We start from the raw sequence: 22,105 nt of genomic DNA on the forward strand, positions 1-22,105 counted from the left end.
TATGACAGATAAACATCGTAACGAAGCTATTTCTAATGCGCTTAAAAGACGGATTAGAAAATTTTCGAGAATTGAAAAAGTTTTTTATGGTTCTATCATTTTGACGGCTATTATCATGGCTGTTAGTATTATTTACCTACAGAGCCGTAATCTACAAGTGCAACAAGAAATCACAAATCTTAATAGTCAGATAAGTGATATGCAGACAGATTATGATAATGCTAAACAAGAGGTTAACGAATTAACAAGTCGTGACCGTATTGAACAAATAGCAGGAAATGCAGGCTTGACTAGCCAACAGGATAATATTAAACAGGTGGAGTAAAAATAGTCTATGAAGAAATTAATGAACCGTTTTTTAGACTATGTGGTAAAGGATAGACGAACGCCCAACAAAAACCGTGAGCGCGTTGGTCAGAATTTGATGATTCTGGCGGTCTTCCTTTTCTTTGTGTTTGTTATCAATTTTGCCATTATTATTGGGACAGATACAAAGTTCGGACACAATTTGTCAACAGAAGCGTCAGAAGTTTATCAACAGACAGTAACCGTTCAGGCTAAACGTGGTACGATTTATGACCGTAATGGTGTTGCTCTTGCGGAGGATTCAACAACTTACAGTATCTATGCCATTATTTCAACATCTTATGTTTCATCAACAGGTGAAAAGCTTTATGTCAAAAAATCTCAGTATGAGAAAGTGGCAGAGATTTTAAATGAACAGCTTGGAATTGACAAGGATGAAGTGCTGAGTCAGCTAAAACAAGATGGGCTTTTCCAAGTTTCTTTCGGAAGTTCAGGTTCTGGGCTGTCATACAGTACAAAATCAGCTATTGAAACGGCTATGGACAAAGCTGGCATTAAAGGAATTGGTTTCACTTCAACGCCTGGGCGTATGTATCCAAATAGTATTTTTGCTTCACAATTCCTTGGTTTGACACAATTAAAAGAAAATAAAGATGGCACATCAAGTATTGTAGGAACATCAGGTCTTGAAGCATCTTTAGATGATATTTTGTCAGGTACAGATGGTAAAGTGACTTATCAAAAAGATAAAAATGGTAATCTGTTACTTGGTACTGAAACAACGGTTAAACAAGCTGTCGATGGGAAAGACGTTTACACAACACTTTCTGAACCATTGCAATCTTACTTGGAGTCTCAAATGGATATCTTCCAAAATGAAACCCAAGGAACGTATGCTAGTGCCACAGTTGTTAATGCAAAAACCGGTGAAATTTTAGCAACGACACAACGTCCAACTTACAATGCGCAAACCTTGGATGGATATAGTGAGGATAATCTAAAAACTTGGAACACCTTACTCTATCAAAACTATTATGAACCAGGGTCAACCATGAAAGTCATGACCCTTGCTTCAGCAATTGATGACGGTGTTTTCAATCCTAATGAGGTTATTTCAACAATCAATGGAATTACGGTTGCTGATACAACAATCAATGACTGGAACGTCAACGAAGGAATGACTTCGGTTCAGCACCTGACTTACGCGCAAGGTTTTGCTTGGTCAAGTAACGTTGCTATGACTAGCCTTGAACAAAAAATGGGGAAAGACAAGTGGCTCACTTATCTTTCGCGTTTCAAATTTGGTTATCCAACACGTTTTGGTATGCTAAATGAGGACAGTGGTTTGTTACCTTCTGATAATGAAGTAACAGTAGCCATGAGCTCATTTGGTCAAGGGATTGGTGTTACACAAGTGCAAATGTTGCGTGCTTTTACAGCTATCTCTAATGGTGGTGTTATGCTAGCGCCGCAATTCATTAGTCAGATTTACGATCCAAATACGAATTCGGCACGTGTAGCGACATCAGAAGTTGTTGGTAATCCTGTTTCAGAAGATGCTGCTGACCAAACACTTGATTACATGGTAACTGTTGGTACTGATTCACAATATGGTACCTTGTATAACAGCACAACAGGCCAACCATATATCCAAGTTGGTGACTATTCCGTCGCTGTGAAATCTGGTACTGCCCAAATTGCTGCTTCGGCCGAAGACGGTGGTGGGTACTTAACTGGAGATAATGATTACATTTACTCAGTTGTTGCGATTGTGCCATCAGATGACCCAGAATTTATCATGTATGTAACGCTTCAACAACCATCTGAACAATTCAGAGCTATGTATTGGCAAGATATTGTCAATCCAGTGCTTGAAAGGGCGATGATGATTAAAGATACCTTGACTAGTACAGCGGTAACGGGAACTGATACAGAAACCGAATATACACTAAAAGATTATATCGGTGAAAGCCCAGGAGATACAGCTCAAGAACTTCGTGATAACCTTGTACAACCAGTTGTTGTTGGTTCAGGTAGCAAGATTAAGAAAATGTCTAAAAAAGTCGGAAGCAACCTTTCTGCTAATGAGCAAATCTTGCTTTGGACAGGTGATCTTGAAACAGTGCCAGATATGTATGGTTGGACGAAAGAAAATGTTGAAAAATTTGCTAAATGGACTGGAATTAAGATAACCTTTAAGGGTTCCGATTCGGGAACAGTCACGAAACAAAGTGTCGAATCTGAAACAGATATCGACGGTGTAAAAAAAATTACAATTACTCTAGGAGAATAAACTAAGATGTTTTTAAGTTTAATCGCAGGTATTGTCGCTTTTGTGTTGACAGTATTTGCCATGCCCCACTTTATCCGTATTTACCAAATCAAGAAAATCGGTGGGCAACAAATGCACGAGGATGTCAAACAACATTTGGCTAAAGCTGGTACTCCAACCATGGGAGGAGCAGTTTTTCTAACAGTTGGAATCCTTGTTAGCCTCATTTTTAGCTTGTTTGTCGAAAAGCAAAACGGTGCTTCAATGGGAGCAACGGCAGGCATTCTTTTGGTGGTTCTCATTTATGGGATTATTGGTTTTCTTGATGATTTTTTGAAAATCTTTAAACAAATTAATGAAGGCTTGACACCTTGGCAAAAAATGAGCTTGCAAATTATTGGTGGCTTGATTTTCTACTTCATTCATGTCCGTCCAAGCGGAACAAATGATTTAAATGTCTTTGGTTTTGACCTTCATCTTGGTATTCTTTACGTTTTCTTTGTTCTTTTCTGGGTTGTTGGTTTTTCAAACGCCGTTAATTTGACAGACGGTATTGATGGTTTGGCTTCTATTTCAGTTGCTATCAGCTTGGTTGCCTATGGAATCATCGCCTTTGCTCAACGACAATTTGATGTCTTGTTGATTATCGTGACAATGATTGGTGCTTTGTTTGGCTTCTTTGTCTTTAACCATAAACCTGCCAAAGTCTTTATGGGTGATGTGGGAAGTCTGGCTTTAGGAGCAATGCTTGCAGCAATTTCTATTGCACTTCGCCAAGAATGGACTTTGTTAATCATTGGTATCGTTTATGTCTTTGAAACAAGTTCAGTCATGCTTCAAGTGTCATATTTCAAATACACGAAGAAAAAATATGGTGAAGGGCGTCGTATTTTTCGCATGACACCATTCCATCATCATTTGGAACTTGGTGGTTTGACAGGGAAATCAGAAAAATGGTCAGAACGGAAAGTTGATGCTTTCTTGTGGAGTGTTGGCGCTATTGCCAGTATTTTGACCTTGATTGCACTTTACGTATTTTAATAAGACTCATTGTCAACTGTAGTGGGTGACTTATAGCTAAGCACGAGAGGAGACGAAATGCGTCTTCTCTTTTTGCATGTTTAAAGCGATAAAGATACGTTTTTTAAAGTTGTCAAAGTTCCTGAATCCAAAGGCATTACGCTTGATGTCTTTGATGAGTTTGTTGGTTGCCTCCAGTTTGGCGTTAGAATAAGGAAGCTCAATAGCGTTTATGACGTGTTGCTTGTGGTGAAGGATAGTTCTCAGAGCTGTTTTAAAGGTTTGATTGAGATGTGGTAAGGCTTCTTCAATCAAGTCAAAGAAGTAGTCAGCGTTTTTCTCTTGCAGGTGGAACAGTAGGAGCTGGTAGAGGTCATAATACCCTTTCAACTCAGGGACAAGGTGGAATATCTCGGTCAAACATTCTTTTGGTGTGAGCGTTTCTCCAAAAGTCCTTGAACGAAAGCTGTTTAGAGAGAGTTTACGACTGTCTTTCAGCACGGATTTCCAGTAGTATTTGAGGGCACGATATTCTAAAGATTTCTTGTCGAACTGTTTCATAAGTTGAATACGTGTGTGATTAAGAGCACGGCTCATGTGTTGAACAATGTGGAAACGGTCAATAACAATCTTAGCTTTGGGAAAGAGCTTAGGAATCATCGGGATGTAGCTGCCAGACATATCAACGGTAACGACTTTCACGCTGTTCCTAGCCTCTTTAGAATACCTGAAGAAATGATTGCGAATGGTTGTTTGTGTCCGATTCTCAAGGATGGTGATGATTTTCTTGGTCTCAAAATCCTGTGCAATGAAGGCAAGCTTTCCTTTTTGATACGAAAACTCATCGATGGAGAGGATTTCAGGCAGACGAGAGAAGTCCTCTTTGAAAGTGAATTCCCTGAGTTTTCGGTGTACGGTAGAGGTTGAAATCGCTAAATCCTGAGCAATGTGTGTTAAGGCTTGACGATTGACCAAGGCTTGCGCGACCTTCTGTCTGAGAGGTTCAGAGATTTGACAGTTTTTCTGTACCAAGCTGGTTTCAGAGACGGTTACCTTACGACAATTCTTGCATTGAAAACGCCGTTTCTTGAGCCTAATAAGACTGGGGAAGCCAGCCACCTCAAGAAATGGTATTTTCGATGGCTTTTGGAAGTCATATTTTATCTGTTTTCCCTGACAGTGATTACAGTTTCCAGGAGCGTAGTCCAGTGTAGCTATCATCTCAATGTGTGTCTTGTGTTTCAAAACTTTGTTCAACGTGATATTTTTGTCTTTAATTCCAATCAATTGTGTAGTATGATAGAGTTGTTCCATATGATGCTTTCTAATGTGAGTTTGGTCGCTTTTCATTATAAGTCATATGGGACTTTTTGTGTATATTCAAAAAGCCCTATAATTCCACAGTGGAGTTACCCACTACAGAAATTATAGAGCTTTTAATAAATGAACGAGTTGGTTTTTCCAGCTCGTTTTTGATTCTAAATCGCAGTGTACTTTGCTTTAATCACCCTTTTAATGATATAATAAAAAGGAATGAAAAAATTCGCCTAGTCGATTTTAGCTAGGGATTAAATGATAAGTAAATAATATAGAGAAATTCTCAAGTGAAACTTGATGAGATAAGAAATTGAGGTAAAACATGTCTTTTAACGATTTTAATTTTAAGCCCTACATTCGTGAGGCGCTTGCAGAGCTTAAATTCACAAATCCGACAGAAGTGCAACAAAAGTTAATTCCCGTTGTGCGTTCTGGTCGTGATTTGGTTGGAGAATCTAAAACTGGTTCAGGAAAAACGCACACTTTCTTGTTACCGATTTTTGAAAAATTAGATGAAAACAGCAATAATGTTCAAGTGGTTATCACAGCACCAAGCCGTGAGTTGGCAACGCAAATTTATCAAGCAACCAAACAAATTGCTGAAAAGTCTGAAACAGAAATTCGTGTGGTAAACTACGTTGGTGGTACAGATAAATTACGTCAAATTGAAAAATTGAAATCATCTCAGCCACACATCGTCATTGGTACACCTGGTCGTATCTATGATTTGGTCAAATCAGGTGATTTGGAAATTTATAAAGCTCATACCTTTGTTGTTGATGAAGCTGATATGACGCTTGATATGGGATTCCTTGATACGGTGGATAAGATTGCAGGGACATTGCCAAAAGATGTTCAAATTTTGGTTTTCTCAGCGACTATTCCGCAAAAGTTGCAACCCTTCTTGAAAAAATATTTGACAAATCCAGTCATGGAAAAAATCAAGACAACTACTGTTATCGCAGACACAATTGATAATTGGTTGGTTTCAACTAAGGGACGTGATAAAAATGCGCAAATCTTGGAAATCACTAAAGCCTTAAATCCATATCTTGCCATGATTTTTGTAAACACAAAAGAACGTGCAGATGAGTTGCATAGCTATCTTGTGTCAAATGGATTGAAAGTGGCAAAAATTCACGGCGATATTCCTCCACGTGAACGTAAACGCACCATGAACCAAATCAAAAAACTGTCATACGAATACATTGTGGCGACAGATTTGGCAGCGCGTGGGATTGATATTGAAGGAGTTAGTCATGTTATCAATGATGCTATTCCGCAAGATTTATCATTCTTTGTGCACCGTGTTGGACGTACAGGACGTAATGGTTTAAATGGTATTGCGATTACGCTTTACAAACCAAGTGATGATTCTGATATTCGTGAACTTGAAAGAATGGGGATTAAATTTGTCCCTAAAATGCTTAAAAATGGTGAATTTCAAGATACTTACGACCGTGACCGTCGAGCTAACCGCGAAAAATCTTACCAAAAATTAGATACTGAAATGATTGGTTTGGTTAAAAAGAAAAAGAAAAAAATCAAACCAGGCTACAAGAAAAAAATTAAATGGAAAGTTGATGAAAAACGCAAACGTGAACGCCGTGCCGCTAATCGTGCCAAAGGACGTGCTGAACGTAAAGTAAGAAAACAAACTTTCTAGAAAACAGAATCCCGAAATAACTTCGGGATTTTTATTTTAATCAAGTAGCGCTTGGTTAGCTTTGTCAAGAAATTTGATTTATTTCCTGATAGTTTTTTCTTATCAAGTCCATAGAAAAAATATATTGGGAAAGTGTGGCTAAGTTTGATAGACTGGAAAGGAATTATTAGAAAAGAGGCAGACAAATGAAAAAGAGGAGATTACTATCGTTTGGTTCCTTATTTCTGTTGATACTAGCTCTGGCGGCTTGTTCCAATCAATCACAATCAAGTGGTAAAACAGTCATCAAAGTGGCAACAGACTCAGATACAGCACCATTTACTTACAAAGAAAATGACACCTTTAAAGGTTACGATATTGATGTGGTGAAAGCCATTTTTAAGGATTCCAAGAAATATAAAGTTGAATTTGTGACAACGGCGTTTGATTCTATTTTAACAGGAGTAGATGCAGACCGTTACCAAATTGCGGCAAATGACTTTAACTATAATGAAGAACGTGCTGAAAAGTACCTTTTCTCAGACCCAATTTCTAAATCAAACTATGCCATAACAAGTGCCGAAGGGACAAGTTATGATAGTCTTGATGATTTATCTGGAAAATCAACTGAAGTGATTTCAGGTTCTAACTATGCTCAAGTTTTAGAAAAATGGAACGATGAAAATCCTGATAAAGAGCCGATTAAGATTAATTACGCTTCTAGCTCAACAGGGTTGACAACACGTGTGCAACATATTGAAAATGGAACAATCGACTTTATTTTGTATGATGCGATTTCATCGAATTATCTCGTTGAGGACCAAGGTTTCAATTTGACAGTGACCAATGTAACAGATGATATTGGTGGCGAAACAGATGGTTTAGAATACTTACTGTTTGCAGATACAGATGAGGGAGCTAAACTACAAAAATTTGTCAATAAACGTATCAAAGAGTTAAAAGACGATGGCACATTGGCTGAATTGAGCGAGCAATATTTTGGTGGCGACTTCGTTTCAACAATCAATTAAAAATGAAAAAGGAAAAGAAAAGGATTGGTGATAGGCCTATCGTTATAGCATAGGATAATAGAAAAGGAGCTTATATGACTTTAACAACATTAGCAGCTGGTTTGTCTTGGTATGATAAATTGGTTGAAAAAATTCCAGAGGGTCAATTATTCAGTTGGCGAGCGGTTTTTGATGCCATTCCGTCTTTAATAGAACGTTTACCAACAACACTTGGCTTAACAATAGCAGGTGCGATATTTGGCTTATTGTTAGCTTTGCTATTTGCTCTCGTGAAAATCAATCGCACAAAGGTTTTGTATCCGATTCAAGCTGTTTTTGTTAGCTTTTTACGTGGAACACCTATCCTTGTTCAACTCATGTTGACTTACTACGGTATCCCACTTTTCTTGAAATTTCTCAAAATAAGATACGGTTTTGATTGGAATATCAATGCTATTCCAGCATCTGTTTTTGCGGTAACTGCATTTGCCTTCAATGAAGCGGCATACACTAGCGAAACCATTCGAGCTGCGATTCAAGCTGTGGATGTTGGAGAAATTGAAGCTGCGCGTAGCTTGGGAATGACCTCCTTTCAAGTTTACCGTCGCGTAATTATTCCAAATGCAGCTGTCATTGCAACGCCGACGTTGATTAACAGCTTAATTGGCTTGACGAAGGGAACATCATTGGCATTTAATGCAGGTATTGTTGAAATGTTTGCCCAAGCGCAGATTTTAGGTGGTTCGGATTATCGCTATTTTGAACGTTACATTTCAGTTGCGCTTGTTTACTGGGTAATCAGTATTATTATTGAACAAATCGGTCGTCTCATTGAAAAACGAATGGAAATCGATACGCCTCAATCAAGTCAAAAAGAAGTGGCAGGAGGTATTCGCTGATGATTAAGATTAGAAATTTAACCAAAGAATTTTCAGGGCAAAAAGTTTTAGACGGTTTGGATGTTGATATTCAAAAGGGAGAAGTTCTAGCTCTTGTCGGTGCTTCAGGTGCAGGAAAATCAACGTTCTTGCGTAGTCTAAATTATTTAGAAAAACCTGATTTTGGCAGCATTGCCATTGATGATTTCAAGGTTGATTTTCAGACGATTTCTAAGGAAGATGTCCTTGTTTTACGTCGTAAATTAGCCATGGTTTTCCAACAATTTAATCTCTTTGAACGTCGAACAGCCCTCGAAAATGTCAAAGAAGGTTTAAAAATTGTTAAGAAGCTTCCAGATAGTGAAGCAACAAAAATTGCGAAAGAAGAATTAGCTAAGGTTGGTTTGTCTGACCGTGAAAATCATTACCCACGTCATTTGTCAGGTGGGCAAAAACAACGGGTGGCTTTAGCACGTGCTTTGGCAATGAAACCAGACGTCCTCTTACTTGATGAACCCACTTCGGCGCTTGACCCAGAGCTTGTCGGCGAAGTTGAAAAATCGATTGCCGATGCCGCTAAAGCAGGGCAAACCATGGTTTTGGTTAGCCATGACATGAACTTTGTTTATCAAGTGGCAGACAAGGTCTTATTCCTTGATAAGGGGCATATCCTTGAATCTGGTAAACCAGATGACGTTTTCAATCATCCAAAAGAAGCCAGAACCAAAGAATTCTTCGCAAACTATACAAAAACGTATATTTAACCACTGACTTTTGTTATAATAAGAGCTGAGAGACTTTTTCAGTTCTTTTTAGAGTGATAAAGCAAAAAACTGATTTAAGTATAGGTGATGTATGTTTTTAGAAATTTTTAGTCTTTATATCAAAGGACTTCTATTAGCCATTATTTTTGTATTCTTAGTTGGTATCATTTGGAATTTTTGGCGTGCTACCCGTAAATTAGACAAAACAGCCAAAGAACGCCAAGCCTTTTTATATGATGTGTTAATGATGTCAATCATGACTATCCCAGTTTTGTCCTTTACATTTATGGCGATTTTATTAATGTTCAAAGCGTAATAATTGCAATTTTAATACCTGATTGCTACAATGAAAAAATAATCGAGATATTGAGGTGACTAAATGTACGATACATTAATTATCGGCTCAGGTCCTGCGGGTATGACTGCGGGGCTTTATGCCGCTAGATCTAATTTGAAAGTTGGTATTATTGAACAAGGAGCCCCTGGTGGACAAATGAATAATACTTCAGAAATCGAAAATTACCCAGGGTATGACCATATTTCAGGACCAGAATTGTCAATGAATATGCATGCGCCGCTTGAAAAATTTGGTGTTGAAAATATTTACGGTATTGTGAAATCTATTGAGGATGCTGGCGATGTGAAACGTGTCATTACTGAAGACGCTAGCTACGAAGCGAAAACAATTATTTTAGCGACTGGTGCTAAATACCGCACTCTTGACGTACCTGGTGAAGAAGAATACACAAGCCGCGGCGTTTCTTACTGTGCTGTCTGTGACGGTGCTTTCTTCCGTAATCAAGATTTATTAGTTGTTGGTGGTGGGGATTCGGCAGTCGAAGAAGCTGTTTACCTCACACAATTTGCCAAATCTGTAACGATTATTCATCGCCGTGATGAATTGCGTGCTCAAAAGATTTTGCAAGATCGTGCTTTTGCTAACGACAAAATCAACTTTATCTGGGATTCTGTTGTCAAAGAAATCAAAGGAACTGACATCAAAGTCTCTGGTGTAACTGTTGAAAATGTTAAAACTGGTGAGCTTAGCGAACACGAATTTGGTGGTATTTTTATCTACGTTGGGGTTAATCCAGTAACAAGCATGGTAGCTGACCTTGGCATCACAGATGAAGCTGGTTGGGTGATAACAGACGAACGCATGATGACACCAAAAGCAGGCATTTTTGCCATTGGAGATGTTCGTCAAAAAGAACTTCGCCAAATCGCAACAGCTGTTGGCGACGGTGCTATTGCTGGACAAGGTGTTTACCAATATATTGAAAATATGAAATAATCACATCACTAAAGTCTGAGATGAAAATCTTAGGCTTTTTTAGCAGTTGCTAGATTTGTGAGAAAACATGAAAACATTTTTCAGAAAATCAGTGTTTTTTCAAATCTTTGCGCAAAACCTCACAAAGTTTTAGCCAGTCTGTGGTATTTGTGCTATAATATTGGGGATAAATTAACTTTGAGCTGGAGATAACAGAAAATCTTGTGAGGCTGCTAGGGTCTTAACAAGACTTATCAAGGCTCATATTTCTAAAAAAGGGGATACCACATGTATCAAGATGATAGTTTAACTCTCCACACGGATTTGTATCAAATCAATATGATGCAAGTTTACTTTGATAAGGGCATTCACAATAAGAATGCAGTTTTTGAAATCTTTTTCCGTAAAGAACCATTCGCCAATGGCTATGCCGTTTTTGCTGGTTTGCAACGTATGGTTGAATACCTTGAAAATCTTCGTTTTACAGAAACAGACATTGCTTATCTAGAAGATTTAGGTTATCCAGCTGATTTTATCGCTTATTTGAAAAATTTAAAATTAGAATTAACCATTCGTTCAGCTAAAGAAGGAGATTTGGTTTTTGCTAATGAACCAATCGTTCAAGTTGAAGGACCACTTGCCCAATGTCAATTGGTTGAAACAGCCTTGCTTAACATTGTCAATTTTCAAACATTGATTGCGACAAAGGCTGCTCGTATTCGCTCTGTCATTGAGGATGAGCCTTTGCTAGAATTTGGTAGCCGTCGTGCACAGGAATTAGATGCAGCCATTTGGGGAACACGTGCTGCCGTTATTGGTGGTGCTAATGCAACTTCAAATGTTCGCGCTGGTAAAATGTTTGATATTCCAGTTTCTGGTACACATGCACACTCATTGGTACAAGCATATGGCGATGATTATGAAGCATTCATGGCATATGCTGGAACACACAAAGATTGTGTCTTCTTAGTTGATACCTATGACACTCTTCGTCTAGGAGTTCCTGCAGCTATTCGCGTTGCCAATGAATTAGGTAACAAGATTAATTTTCTCGGTGTTCGTATTGACTCAGGGGATATGGCTTACTTGTCTAAAAAAATTCGCAAACAATTGGACGACGCAGGCTACCCAGATGCTAAAATTTATGCTTCAAATGATTTGGATGAAAATACCATTCTCAATCTTAAAATGCAAAAAGCCAAAATTGATGTCTGGGGCGTCGGAACAAAATTAATCACAGCTTACGACCAACCAGCACTTGGTGCAGTTTATAAGATTGTATCTATGGAAGATGAAAATGGTGTCATGCAAGATACGATTAAGTTGTCAAATAATGCTGAAAAAGTCTCTACACCAGGTAAAAAACAAGTGTGGCGCATTACTAGTCGTGAAAGAAATAAAACAGAGGGTGACTACATCACTTTCACAGATACTGATGTTAATAAACTTGACGAAGTTTACATGTTCCACCCAACATACACTTATATCAATAAAACGGTGAAAGATTTTGAAGCTGTGCCACTTCTTGTTGATATTTTTGATAAAGGGAAATTAGTTTATAACTTGCCATCTCTTTCTGAGATTCAAGAATATGCTCGTAAAGAATTTGACAAACTTTGGGACGAATACAAACGCCTGCTTAATCCACAAGATTATCCAGTTGACTTGTCACAAGAAGTTTGGCAAAATAAAATGGAGCTTATTGCCCGTATCCGCAAAGAAGCACAACAAAAAGGAGAAGTTAAATGACATTACAAGAAAAAATCATTGCCGAATTAGGGGTTAAACCAAGTATTGACCCTAAAGAAGAAATTCGCGTATCAGTTGATTTTCTTAAAGACTATTTGAAAAAACATTCTTTCCTTAAAAGTTATGTTTTAGGGATTTCTGGTGGACAAGATTCAAGCTTGGCAGGACGTTTGGCGCAAATCGCCGTAGAAGAACTCCGTGCAGAAACTGGTGATGATAGCTATAAATTTATTGCTGTGCGTCTGCCATACGGCGTTCAAGCTGACGAAGAAGATGCTCAACGTGCTCTTAAATTTATCCAGCCAGATGTTAGCATTACCGTTAATATCAAAGAAGGTGTTGACGGACAAGTTCGTGAACTTGAAAAAGCTGGCATTGACGTTTCAGATTTCAATAAAGGAAATATCAAAGCACGCCAACGTATGATCACACAATATGCCGTTGCTGGAGCAAATAACGGAGCTGTTATTGGTACTGACCACGCAGCTGAAAACATCACAGGCTTCTTCACTAAATTTGGTGACGGTGGTGCGGACGTTCTCCCTCTTTATCGTTTAAACAAACGTCAAGGAAAACAATTGTTAGCAGAACTCTGTGCAGATCCTGCAATCTATGAAAAAATTCCAACAGCTGACTTGGAAGAAAATCGCCCAGGAATTGCAGACGAAGTTGCTTTAGGTGTCACATATAATGATATTGATGACTATCTTGAAGGTAAAACAGTTTCATCAGAAGCCAAAGAAAAAATTGAAAATTGGTGGCGTAAAACAGAACACAAACGTCACTTACCAATCACAGTATTTGACGATTTCTGGAAATAAAACAAAAGACCCGCTGGGTGTTTTTTCTTTAAAAAACAGTAGTGTGAAATTGTAGTTGTTACAAAAGGTTACATACTCTTGTAATTCCTTTAAAAATGTCAGAATTTTTCATCAGAAATTCTTGCAATCTCCTTAATAAACGATATAATAGACATTAGTTTAGTATGGTTAAGTCAGAAAACATTACATGGCTATCAACCGACAATATAGGAGGAATTATGTCAGAATTATCATCAACATTTACCGATAAATTATTTGCTGATTTTCAAGCTGATAGCAAATTACGTGCTGTTGAAAATGCTGTAACTCACAATGGATTGTTAAAATCACTTGAAACACGTCAAAGTGAAATGGAAAACGATCACGCTTTTTCAATTGATTTGACAAAAGATAAGGTTGCCAACCAAAAAGCGTCAGGTCGTTGCTGGATGTTTGCAGCTCTCAATACTTTCCGTCATAAAATGATTTCAGATTTGAACTTGGAAAATTTTGAGCTTTCACAAGCTCACACATTTTTCTGGGATAAATACGAAAAATCAAACTGGTTCTTAGAACAAGTTATCGCAACGGCAGATCAAGAACTTGGTAGCCGTAAAGTAAAATTCTTGCTCGATGTGCCACAACAAGACGGTGGACAATGGGATATGGTTGTTGCCCTTTTTGAAAAATACGGTGTCGTACCAAAAGCAGCATACCCAGAATCAATTTCATCAAGTAACAGCCGTGAATTGAACCAATACCTTAACAAATTATTGCGTCAAGATGCTCAAATCTTACGTGAAGCTATTGCAGCTGGTGCTGATGACAAAGCTGTTCAAGCGAAAAAAGAAGTCCTTCTCCAAGAAGTCTTTAATTTCTTAGCAATCAATCTTGGTTTGCCACCACGTACTATTGACTTTGCTTACCGTGACAAAGATAACAATTACCATTCAGATAAAAACATCACACCACAAGAATTTTTCAAAAAATATGTTGGTTTAGACCTTTCAGAATACGTATCAGTTATCAATGCGCCAACAGCCGATAAACCTTACGGCAAATCTTACACTGTTGAAATGCTTGGTAATGTGGTTGGTAGCCGTGATGTTCGTTACCTTAATCTTGATATGGAACGTTTCAAAGAATTGGCCATCGCTCAAATGCAAGCTGGTGAAACTGTTTGGTTTGGTTCTGATGTTGGTCAAATCTCAGACCGTCAAAAAGGTATCATGGCGACAAATGTTTATGATTTTGAAACAGCTATGGACATTAATTTCACTCAAGACAAAGCAGGACGTCTTGATTACAGTGAAAGTTTGATGACGCACGCTATGGTGCTTACAGGTGTTGATTTGGACGAAAATGGCAAATCTCTTAAATGGAAAGTTGAAAATTCATGGGGAGATAAAGTTGGTAACAAAGGTTACTTTGTTGCTTCAGACGCTTGGATGGATGAATTTACTTACCAAATCGTTGTACGTAAAGAATTCCTGACAGCAGAAGAACGCGCAGCTTATGAAGCAGAACCAATTGTCCTTGCACCATGGGATCCAATGGGAGCTCTTGCAAATAAATAAAAAGAATGACGTCAGCTGTTTGGTTGATGTCGTTTTGCATATAAGAAAAGCACTCTCTGAAATATTCAGAAAGTGCTTTTTGTGTTATTCATCACTAGATTCTGTGTTACTGTTATCTGAATTGTTGTCAGCTTCGTTTGATGATTCGGTTGAAGAACTATCTTCGCTAGAAGATTCAGCTGTTGACGACTCTTTTTCAGAAGAACTTGAGCTTGAACCATAAATATTGCTGTAAACAGAGCTTGATGTTGAAGAATAAGTGTAGTTGTTATTTGAACCGCCTAGGTAGACATAGCCACCGCTAGTGTAAACACCACTTGGGACAGTGAAGTCTTCGCTACCACTGCCATATTTTTCATTTAGATAGCTTTGCATTGTTTTATAAACATCAGCTGCGACATTCAATCCAACACCATAAATTGGCGTCATCCTGTCTTTATAACCTGTCCAAACTGCCATTGAGTATTGTGTGGTGTAACCAACAAAAAGTTCATCTGGAGCCATTGTACCAACAACGCTGTTGTAAATACCAGTTGATTCTTCAATTTCTTCTAATTCATCATCAGAATAGTTAGAAGTACCAGTCTTACCAGCTTGGTAAACACCAGAAATAGCAGCTTTAGTACCTGTACCGTAAGTCAAAACAGTTTTCAGCATAGATGTCATCATATAGGCTGTTGTTTCTTTCATGGCGCGTGTACCAGAAGAACTGTAAGTTTGAGTAGTACCATCATTAAACTCGATTTTATTAATATATTGAGGTTCGTAATAGATACCACCGTTGGAAAATGCCGCATAGGCGGCAGCCATTTTTTCACTGCTTGCGCCATACTTTTCATCGGAATCACTAGTAGAACTTGAAATGGCGTTTGAGTAGTAAAGTTGTGGGTAATAGATACCAAGCCCCTCAAGGAATTCTTTAGCAGCATCTAATCCGACTGCTTCAAGAGCCTTAACGGCAGGAACGTTACGCGATTGTTGAATCGCCGTTTGAATGGTCATTGTACCATAGTATTGACGGTCCCAGTTGTAAATCTGAGTAGAAGTGCCTGGCCAGTAATATTTACTATCGCTTGTCGTAGCTGCGGTACTTGTGTAAATACCATTTTCAATAGCTGGAGCGTAATCAGTGATAGGCTTCATTGTAGAACCCCAGTCCCTATCTGTCAGAACAGATTGGTTGGTACCAAGTGAGACAGTAGTGTCTTGGTTACGTGAGCCAAGTTGAGCAATAACGTTACCGTTTGTTACATCAATGATAGTCGAGGCAACTTGAAGATCAGGATCTGGATAAGAGACATAGTAATCAGTATTGTAAACATTCCAGAGATATTGTTGGACATCAGTATCAACGTTTGTATAAACTTTGAGTCCTGCTGAATAAATATCTTGACCTGTCTTATCGCTGACCTCTTCGATAACTTCCTTAATATAATTATCAAGGTAAGCATCGTAACTTGATGTCTCCGTGAGGGTTTGTAAACCGTCTGTGACAGGAGTTGCTACCGCAGTATCGTATTCGTCTTTTGTAATGTTACCGTTCTCGTACATTTCCGCCAAAACGGTATCACGACGACTTTGTGCTGCGTCTGGATTAGTATAAGGGTCATATTGACTAGGAGCTTGAGGAATTCCTGCAAGTAAGGCAAGCTGGGCAATGGATAAGTCTTTCAAATCTTTACCATAGTAAGATTTAGCAGCGGTAAGCATACCATAGTTACCATTTCCCATATAGACTTTGTTAACATAGAACGTTAAAATTTCTTCCTTAGTATATTTGCGTTCCATTTGGAGAGCAAGCCAAGCTTCTTGCGCCTTACGTTTTAAGGTCTGATCGGATTCACTCGTTGAGAAGTATGCCAATTTAATCAGCTGTTGGTCAAGTGTGGATCCACCTTGGGTGCTCGAGCTAGTGAAGTTGTTAAAAGCAGCTCCAAGAATACGGTAGACATCAATACCACGGTGTTTGAAGAAACGTTTATCTTCAATAGAAGTAATGGCATTTACCAAATTCAAAGGGATGTTATCAGATGTAACACTTTCACGTTTTTCAGAACCAAGGTCCGCAATCAAATTGCCACTTGAATCGTAAATCAAACTAGAGTTAGTAGATGATAACTTGCTTTCAGATAATTTTGGGGCACTACTTACATAGTAAGCAAAGAGAGAGCCACCAGCCAAAACAGCTGCAATGACAAGTGTTAGTCCTGCAATCAAGCCGTATTTTAAGAATTTAAGAGCAGTTGCTTTTCTTGAAGAAGTAGTAGAATTAGTTTTTTTTTGTTTTCTTGTTATTTTCTTTTTAATTGTGATCACCGCCTAAAATTTTTTGATCAATAATATCTAAATAAGGAATTTGAGGTAGTGAACTTGTTGTCACCACATAACCATTTTTTCTGATATAATCAAGTGGCATGGATTTGGTGCCGAGATTGATTTGGTAAAAATCTACTAGAGCACTAGCAGGTAGAAAATAAGTTTCCTTAAGTGTTGAAAAATGAAGTAGAACAAAGCAGATGCCGTCTTGTTTTAAAACATTTGCCATGTGCTCAATCTGGTGAGCGTGGAAATTTTTCAATGGCATAGATGTCTTTTGCCGCGTTTCTTTGGCTTCAAAGTCGATATAGCGTCCTTTATAGACGCCAGAATAATCGGTCGTGGAAGCTTGTCGAAAGTAGGCTTCTACAATTTTGGCACGGCTTCTTTTCGGATAATCAACTTTAACAATTTGAATCGGTGTTGGTTTTTTATGAATGACAGCAATATTACGAGATAGGTAATAATTATTGGTTTCATTAATTGCTGCCTCAAAACTCATCCCACGATTAGCAAAGTTAACGGATGATTTTTTTACCTTTTTATAAGCAGGAACTGCTTGTTTTTGAATAAGATGATGAGGGTAATTAACCATAGAACTCCTAACATTCATGCTTTAAGTCAATATAAGCAATTTTATTATAACATATTTTTAGAAAGGAAACAGAATATGACTGCAATTCTTGTGACGGGCTATAAGAGTTTTGAATTAGGAATCTTTCAAGATAAGGATGAGCGCATTAGTGTTATCAAAAAAGCTATCCGCCATGATTTGATTCGTTATTTTGAAGAAGGTATAGATTGGCTGATTTTTATGGGAAATCTTGGTTTTGAATATTGGGCTTTGCAAGTTGCCAAAGAATTGCAAGAAGAATATGAGTTTAGTATAGCAACAATTTTTACTTTTAAAAATCATGGTCAAAATTGGAACGAAGCTAACCAAGTAAAATTAGGTGAATTTAAGCAGGTTGATTTTGTCAAATATACCTATAAAAATTATGAAAATCCAAGTCAATTTAAAAACTATAATCAATTTTTAGTAGATAACACAGAAGGAGCTTATCTTTTTTACGACACCGAAAATGAAACAACTTTAAAATATTTGTTGCAAGTGATGCAAGAAAAAGAGAACTATCCGATTAATTTTCTAACCTTTGACCGTCTTAATGAATTCTTAGAAGAATGGTAATAAAATTTTAATAATGAAATAAAGGTAAATGCTTGATTTTTCATTAATTTTTCTGTAACATATATCCTGATATGACGATTTCATATTCTTACTTTTAACTAGAATAGTTTTGTTTGGAGAGATAGAATGACAAGTATTATTTACAGTCCTAAGGACATTTTTGAACAAGAATTTAAAACCAGTATGCGTGGTTATGACAGGAAAGAAGTAGATGAATTTCTTGATAACATCATCAAGGACTATGAAAGTTATATTTCACAGGTTCAAGAACTACGCGCTGAAAATGAAAAATTACAACAACAACTCTCTGCAAAACCAAAAGCAGCGCCAACACCATCTTATGTTGGTTCACATACGGTTAATGCAGGGCAACAAACACGCGTTGCTAAATCAGCAACAAATATTGATATTTTGAAACGTATTAGCCGATTGGAAAAAGAAGTATTTGGAAAACAAATCACTGAATAAACAGCCTAATTAACGACAGTTAGTAAGCTGTTTTGATTTTGTGTTTAACTTATTTTGGAAATTTGTCAAAGTGAGTTTATAAATTGCAATTTTCGGATAATCGCGTGGTATTTTAATACCATGAGGAAAGTCCATGCTAGCACTGGCTGTGATGCCGGTAGTGTTTGTGCTAGGTGAATCAATAAGCCTAGGGACATCTTTTTGATGTTACGGCGGGCAAAAAGGCTAAGTCTTTACGGATATGTCTGAATAGCCCTGAAAGTGCCACAGTGACGTAGTTCTTGGGGAAACCTAAGAAGTGGAACGCGGTAAACCCCTCAAGCTAGCAACCCAAACTTTGGTAGGGGCATGGGATAGTTGGAATCCGAACAATCTATCCTGACTGGAAACAGTAGACAGATGATTATCGAAGGAGATAAGACCTAGTTATCTCTGGAACAAAACATGGCTTATAGAAAATTGCATATAGGTATATAGCTAGCTTAGGCTAGCTTTTATTTTTGGTTGTATTTTAATACTAGGTATTGGCTAATAATGGTGTTTGAAAATTAATTGATTTTTACTAGCTTAAAGCCAGTAAAACGTGTTAAACTTATAGATAAGTATTTGATGAAATAGGAATTAATGAATGAAAAAAACGTTTAATTTAGTAGCGACAGCGGCAGCAGGACTTGAAGCGGTTGTAGGGCGTGAAATCCGTGATTTAGGCATTGACTGCCAAGTCGAAAATGGAAAAGTCCGTTTTCAAGGAGATGTTAGAACGATTGCGACAACCAACCTTTGGTTACGTGCGGCTGACCGTATTAAAATTGTAGTCGGTGAATTTCCGGCTTGTACCTTTGAAGAGTTATTTCAAGGTGTTTACAAATTAGATTGGGAAAATTATTTACCACTTGGTGCTAAGTTCCCAATTTCAAAGGCAAAATGTGTGAAATCTAAACTACATAATGAGCCAAGTGTTCAAGCTATTAGTAAAAAAGCTGTTGTTAAAAAACTGCAAAAAGTTTATCATCGTCCAGAAGGTGTTCCGTTGCAAGAAAGTGGGGCAGAATTTAGAATAGAAGTTTCCATTTTAAAAGATAAAGCAACAGTTATGATTGATACAACAGGAGCAAGTCTTTTCAAACGCGGTTACCGTGTGGAGAAAGGTGGGGCCCCGATTAAGGAAAATATGGCAGCAGCAATTATTGAGTTGTCAAACTGGTATCCAGATAAACCTTTTATCGACCCAACATGTGGTTCGGGAACCTTCTGTATCGAGGCAGCTATGATTGGCATGAACATTGCGCCAGGCTTTAATCGTGACTTTGCTTTTGAGGAATGGGATTGGGTTGACGATGATTTGGTTCAACAAGTTCGTGATGAAGCTGAAAAAAAAGCTAATTATGACATTGAACTTGATATTTCTGGATTTGATATTGACGGACGCATGATTGACATTGCGAAAAAGAATGCTGAGGAAGCAGGACTTGCAGATGTCATCAAATTGAAACAAATGCGACTTCAAGATTTAAAAACTGATAAAATCAACGGTGTTATCGTGTCTAACCCCCCATATGGTGAACGATTGCTGGATGACAAAGCTGTGGACATTTTGTATAATGAAATGGGACAGACTTTTGCTCCGCTAAAAACATGGAGTAAATTTATCCTAACAAGTGATGAACAATTTGAACGAAAATATGGTTCACAGGCTGATAAAAAACGTAAATTGTACAACGGTACACTAAGAGTTGATTTGTACCAATTCTATGGCGAACGTGTTAAACGTTCAGTTACTGCACCAGCGCAAGAAAAGTAAAATACGGTGTTAAACAGCCTAATAAAAATGACAATCTGATTTAGAGAGGTGAACAAGCGTGTCAGACAAGAAAGAATTGCCATCTTCTGAAGAACAAGAAGGGCTTAATTTAGAAGATGTAAAAAATATGACCATTGGGGAAGCTGTTCGGAAGGATTCTGAATTAAAAGCTGGGGTGACTGAGTCTGACGGTGTTTTGGATAAATACATTAAACAGCACCGAGACGAAGTGACATCGCAAAAGTTTGAGGCTAAATTATCTGACTTTGACGATTTAGATACCAAAGCTTTGGATAATTTCATTAAAAAGCAGCGCGAGGAATTGGTTAACAACGGGATTGTTGGTGAGTCTGCTTTGAAAGAAAACGAAGCTACGCCTAAAGCTGTTGATTTTGAAGCAGAAAAGCTTGAGGACACTCAAGAGACTTCGCAAGAAGTACCGTTATCAGAAGATGTAGCATCTGAAAACGACTCAACGATTCAGCAAGAAAGTGTTAGTATTGAAATACCAAATGCTGATTCAGCAGTTCCAGAGCCAACTCCAGAAGCTGCGTCAGCTGTGGTTGCTGATGACAAAAACAGCGAAGCTATTACTCTTGAAACGGCAGATGAGCAGCCAACTCATAAAAATAAACGTGTGATTATTGGTGGCTTGGCAGCTCTTGTTGTCGCTATTTTTGGTGTGGCTTACGGTTTAAATTATACCAGAGAATCAAGCACGAGTGTTGCTAGCTCATCAACATCTATAACTAAGAAATCAACATCATCTAGTTCGTCTGCAGCAGCGGCTAAAAAGGCAAAAACAGCATTTGACGATGCCTATGCAGCTTTCTTTACAGACGATACTAAAACAAAATTGAAAAATAGTGAATTTGATAATATTTCATCATTAAAAGAAAAACTAGATGACTTAAAAGACACAGATTACTATGACGATGCTAAGAAAGAATACGATACTTTGGCAGCTCAAATTACAGCTATCCAGACAATCAATACTTTATTTGAATCAAATGTTATTGTAAATGGTGAAAAAGCTTCAGCAACTGTGAAATCTGATGCAAACTTTGATAATTTATCAAGTGCCCTTTTGAATACAGGCAATGCTAATCTAGATACATTGTTGCAATCAGCGATTACCGATGGTAAGAATCAGTTAGCTGCTTTGGCTTCATCAAGCAGTCAAGAAGTAAGCGCAAGCTCATCAAGCCAAACAGAAAGTGCATCATCATCTGATACGTCAACAACACAAACTGTCTCTGGAGCTAGTGGATATGGTATCACATCTTATGATGCTTCTACACTTCAACGTAGCTTGAGTCGTGTTCCTTATAGTGATTCAGCGATTGCGGATTCAAGCAATTCTGCTTGGACATTTGCAGATGGTGTACTTGATAAAATTGTGGCAATATCTCAATCACGTGGTTACTTCTCAGGAAATGATTACATTCTTGAAAAAGTTAACATCATTAATGGAAATGGTTACTATAATATGTTCAAGGCTGACGGAACATACCTTTTCTCAATTAACTGTAAAACAGGTTACTTTGTTGGGAATGCTTCTGGTAATTCGGATACACTTGATTATTAAGAACAAAATGCCCTCTCTCCTTGCGGAGGGCATTTTTTATTTGATAAATAAAAGTAATGAAAAATGATTGAAAAAATAGACAAAAAAATTTGTAAGCGCTATAATCAAGTTAACTTAAAGATTAGGGGTGAT

General features: G+C 37.7%; 19 protein-coding genes and 1 other RNA gene. 17 read left to right on the top strand and 3 right to left on the bottom strand.

Features of this window, described 5'->3' with window-relative positions; translation table 11 throughout:
• Position 1: 1 nt before the first annotated feature.
• The 3 genes from ftsL to mraY are packed head-to-tail and all read left to right on the top strand — an operon-like array spanning position 2 to position 3,619.
• Positions 2 to 325, top strand: coding sequence for a cell division protein FtsL (ftsL, locus tag SMA_RS02355; protein WP_014294041.1), 324 nt, complete (start codon positions 2 to 4; stop codon positions 323 to 325).
• Between the two features lie 9 nt (positions 326 to 334).
• Positions 335 to 2,599, top strand: a complete 2,265-nt coding sequence (pbp2x, locus tag SMA_RS02360) for a penicillin-binding protein PBP2X (RefSeq protein WP_014294042.1) — start codon at positions 335 to 337, stop codon at positions 2,597 to 2,599.
• A 6-nt stretch (positions 2,600 to 2,605) separates the two neighbouring features.
• Positions 2,606 to 3,619 (top strand): phospho-N-acetylmuramoyl-pentapeptide-transferase, encoded by a 1,014-nt coding sequence (gene mraY / locus SMA_RS02365; RefSeq protein WP_014294043.1) that lies wholly within the window; start codon positions 2,606 to 2,608, stop codon positions 3,617 to 3,619.
• A 36-nt stretch (positions 3,620 to 3,655) separates the two neighbouring features.
• Here the strand turns inward: mraY and SMA_RS02370 are convergent, their stop codons facing one another.
• Complete coding sequence (locus tag SMA_RS02370; protein WP_014293928.1) at positions 3,656 to 4,912, bottom strand: ISL3 family transposase; 1,257 nt, start codon at positions 4,910 to 4,912, stop codon at positions 3,656 to 3,658.
• A 325-nt stretch (positions 4,913 to 5,237) separates the two neighbouring features.
• Here SMA_RS02370 and SMA_RS02375 point away from each other — a divergent pair, with 325 nt between their 5' ends.
• The 9 genes from SMA_RS02375 to pepC all read left to right on the top strand — a co-directional run bounded on the left by SMA_RS02375 (position 5,238) and on the right by pepC (position 14,611).
• The gene (locus tag SMA_RS02375; protein ID WP_014294044.1) at positions 5,238 to 6,581 is read left to right on the top strand and encodes a DEAD/DEAH box helicase; all 1,344 of its coding nucleotides are present in this window, start codon (positions 5,238 to 5,240) and stop codon (positions 6,579 to 6,581) included.
• 185 nt (positions 6,582 to 6,766) lie between these two features.
• Positions 6,767 to 7,591 (top strand): transporter substrate-binding domain-containing protein, encoded by an 825-nt coding sequence (locus SMA_RS02380; RefSeq protein ID WP_014294045.1) that lies wholly within the window; start codon positions 6,767 to 6,769, stop codon positions 7,589 to 7,591.
• Between the two features lie 74 nt (positions 7,592 to 7,665).
• A complete protein-coding gene (locus tag SMA_RS02385; RefSeq protein ID WP_014294046.1) occupies positions 7,666 to 8,469 on the top strand; it encodes an amino acid ABC transporter permease in 804 nt (267 codons plus the stop codon).
• The gene (locus SMA_RS02390) at positions 8,469 to 9,212 is read left to right on the top strand and encodes an amino acid ABC transporter ATP-binding protein (RefSeq protein WP_014294047.1); all 744 of its coding nucleotides are present in this window, start codon (positions 8,469 to 8,471) and stop codon (positions 9,210 to 9,212) included. Before SMA_RS02385 ends, SMA_RS02390 begins: the two co-directional genes overlap by 1 nt.
• 91 nt (positions 9,213 to 9,303) lie before the next feature.
• Positions 9,304 to 9,528 (top strand): DUF4059 family protein, encoded by a 225-nt coding sequence (locus SMA_RS02395; RefSeq protein ID WP_014294048.1) that lies wholly within the window; start codon positions 9,304 to 9,306, stop codon positions 9,526 to 9,528.
• Between the two features lie 63 nt (positions 9,529 to 9,591).
• Complete coding sequence (gene trxB / locus SMA_RS02400; protein WP_014294049.1) at positions 9,592 to 10,506, top strand: thioredoxin-disulfide reductase; 915 nt, start codon at positions 9,592 to 9,594, stop codon at positions 10,504 to 10,506.
• Positions 10,507 to 10,773: 267 nt separating this feature from the next.
• Entirely contained in the window at positions 10,774 to 12,234 is a 1,461-nt protein-coding gene (locus SMA_RS02405) for a nicotinate phosphoribosyltransferase (RefSeq protein ID WP_014294050.1), read from the top strand.
• Entirely contained in the window at positions 12,231 to 13,055 is an 825-nt protein-coding gene (nadE, locus tag SMA_RS02410; RefSeq protein ID WP_014294051.1) for an NAD(+) synthase, read from the top strand. The genes SMA_RS02405 and nadE overlap by 4 nt, the downstream gene beginning before the upstream one ends.
• Before the next feature lie 218 nt (positions 13,056 to 13,273).
• Positions 13,274 to 14,611, top strand: coding sequence for an aminopeptidase C (gene pepC / locus SMA_RS02415; RefSeq protein ID WP_014294052.1), 1,338 nt, complete (start codon positions 13,274 to 13,276; stop codon positions 14,609 to 14,611).
• 84 nt (positions 14,612 to 14,695) lie between these two features.
• Here the strand turns inward: pepC and pbp1a are convergent, their stop codons facing one another.
• Complete coding sequence (gene pbp1a, locus SMA_RS02420; RefSeq protein ID WP_014294053.1) at positions 14,696 to 16,927, bottom strand: penicillin-binding protein PBP1A; 2,232 nt, start codon at positions 16,925 to 16,927, stop codon at positions 14,696 to 14,698.
• Positions 16,914 to 17,522 (bottom strand): Holliday junction resolvase RecU, encoded by a 609-nt coding sequence (recU, locus tag SMA_RS02425; protein ID WP_014294054.1) that lies wholly within the window; start codon positions 17,520 to 17,522, stop codon positions 16,914 to 16,916. Before recU ends, pbp1a begins: the two co-directional genes overlap by 14 nt.
• A 75-nt stretch (positions 17,523 to 17,597) precedes the next feature.
• Here recU and SMA_RS02430 point away from each other — a divergent pair, with 75 nt between their 5' ends.
• The 5 genes from SMA_RS02430 (at position 17,598) to SMA_RS02445 (ending at position 21,973) form a co-directional block, all read left to right on the top strand.
• On the top strand, positions 17,598 to 18,116 hold the full coding sequence (locus SMA_RS02430; protein WP_014294055.1) for an SLOG family protein: 519 nt from the start codon (positions 17,598 to 17,600) through the stop codon (positions 18,114 to 18,116).
• Between the two features lie 126 nt (positions 18,117 to 18,242).
• The gene (gene gpsB / locus SMA_RS02435; RefSeq protein ID WP_014294056.1) at positions 18,243 to 18,584 is read left to right on the top strand and encodes a cell division regulator GpsB; all 342 of its coding nucleotides are present in this window, start codon (positions 18,243 to 18,245) and stop codon (positions 18,582 to 18,584) included.
• 88 nt (positions 18,585 to 18,672) lie between these two features.
• Positions 18,673 to 19,041: RNase P RNA component class B (gene rnpB, locus SMA_RS10785), an RNA gene on the top strand.
• Between the two features lie 171 nt (positions 19,042 to 19,212).
• On the top strand, positions 19,213 to 20,385 hold the full coding sequence (locus SMA_RS02440; RefSeq protein WP_014294057.1) for a THUMP domain-containing class I SAM-dependent RNA methyltransferase: 1,173 nt from the start codon (positions 19,213 to 19,215) through the stop codon (positions 20,383 to 20,385).
• 58 nt (positions 20,386 to 20,443) lie between these two features.
• Positions 20,444 to 21,973, top strand: coding sequence for a cell division site-positioning protein MapZ family protein (locus SMA_RS02445; RefSeq protein ID WP_014294058.1), 1,530 nt, complete (start codon positions 20,444 to 20,446; stop codon positions 21,971 to 21,973).
• The last annotated feature ends 132 nt before the right edge of the window (positions 21,974 to 22,105 follow it).

The organism is Streptococcus macedonicus ACA-DC 198 (assembly GCA_000283635.1).
Lineage (GTDB): Bacteria > Bacillota > Bacilli > Lactobacillales > Streptococcaceae > Streptococcus > Streptococcus macedonicus.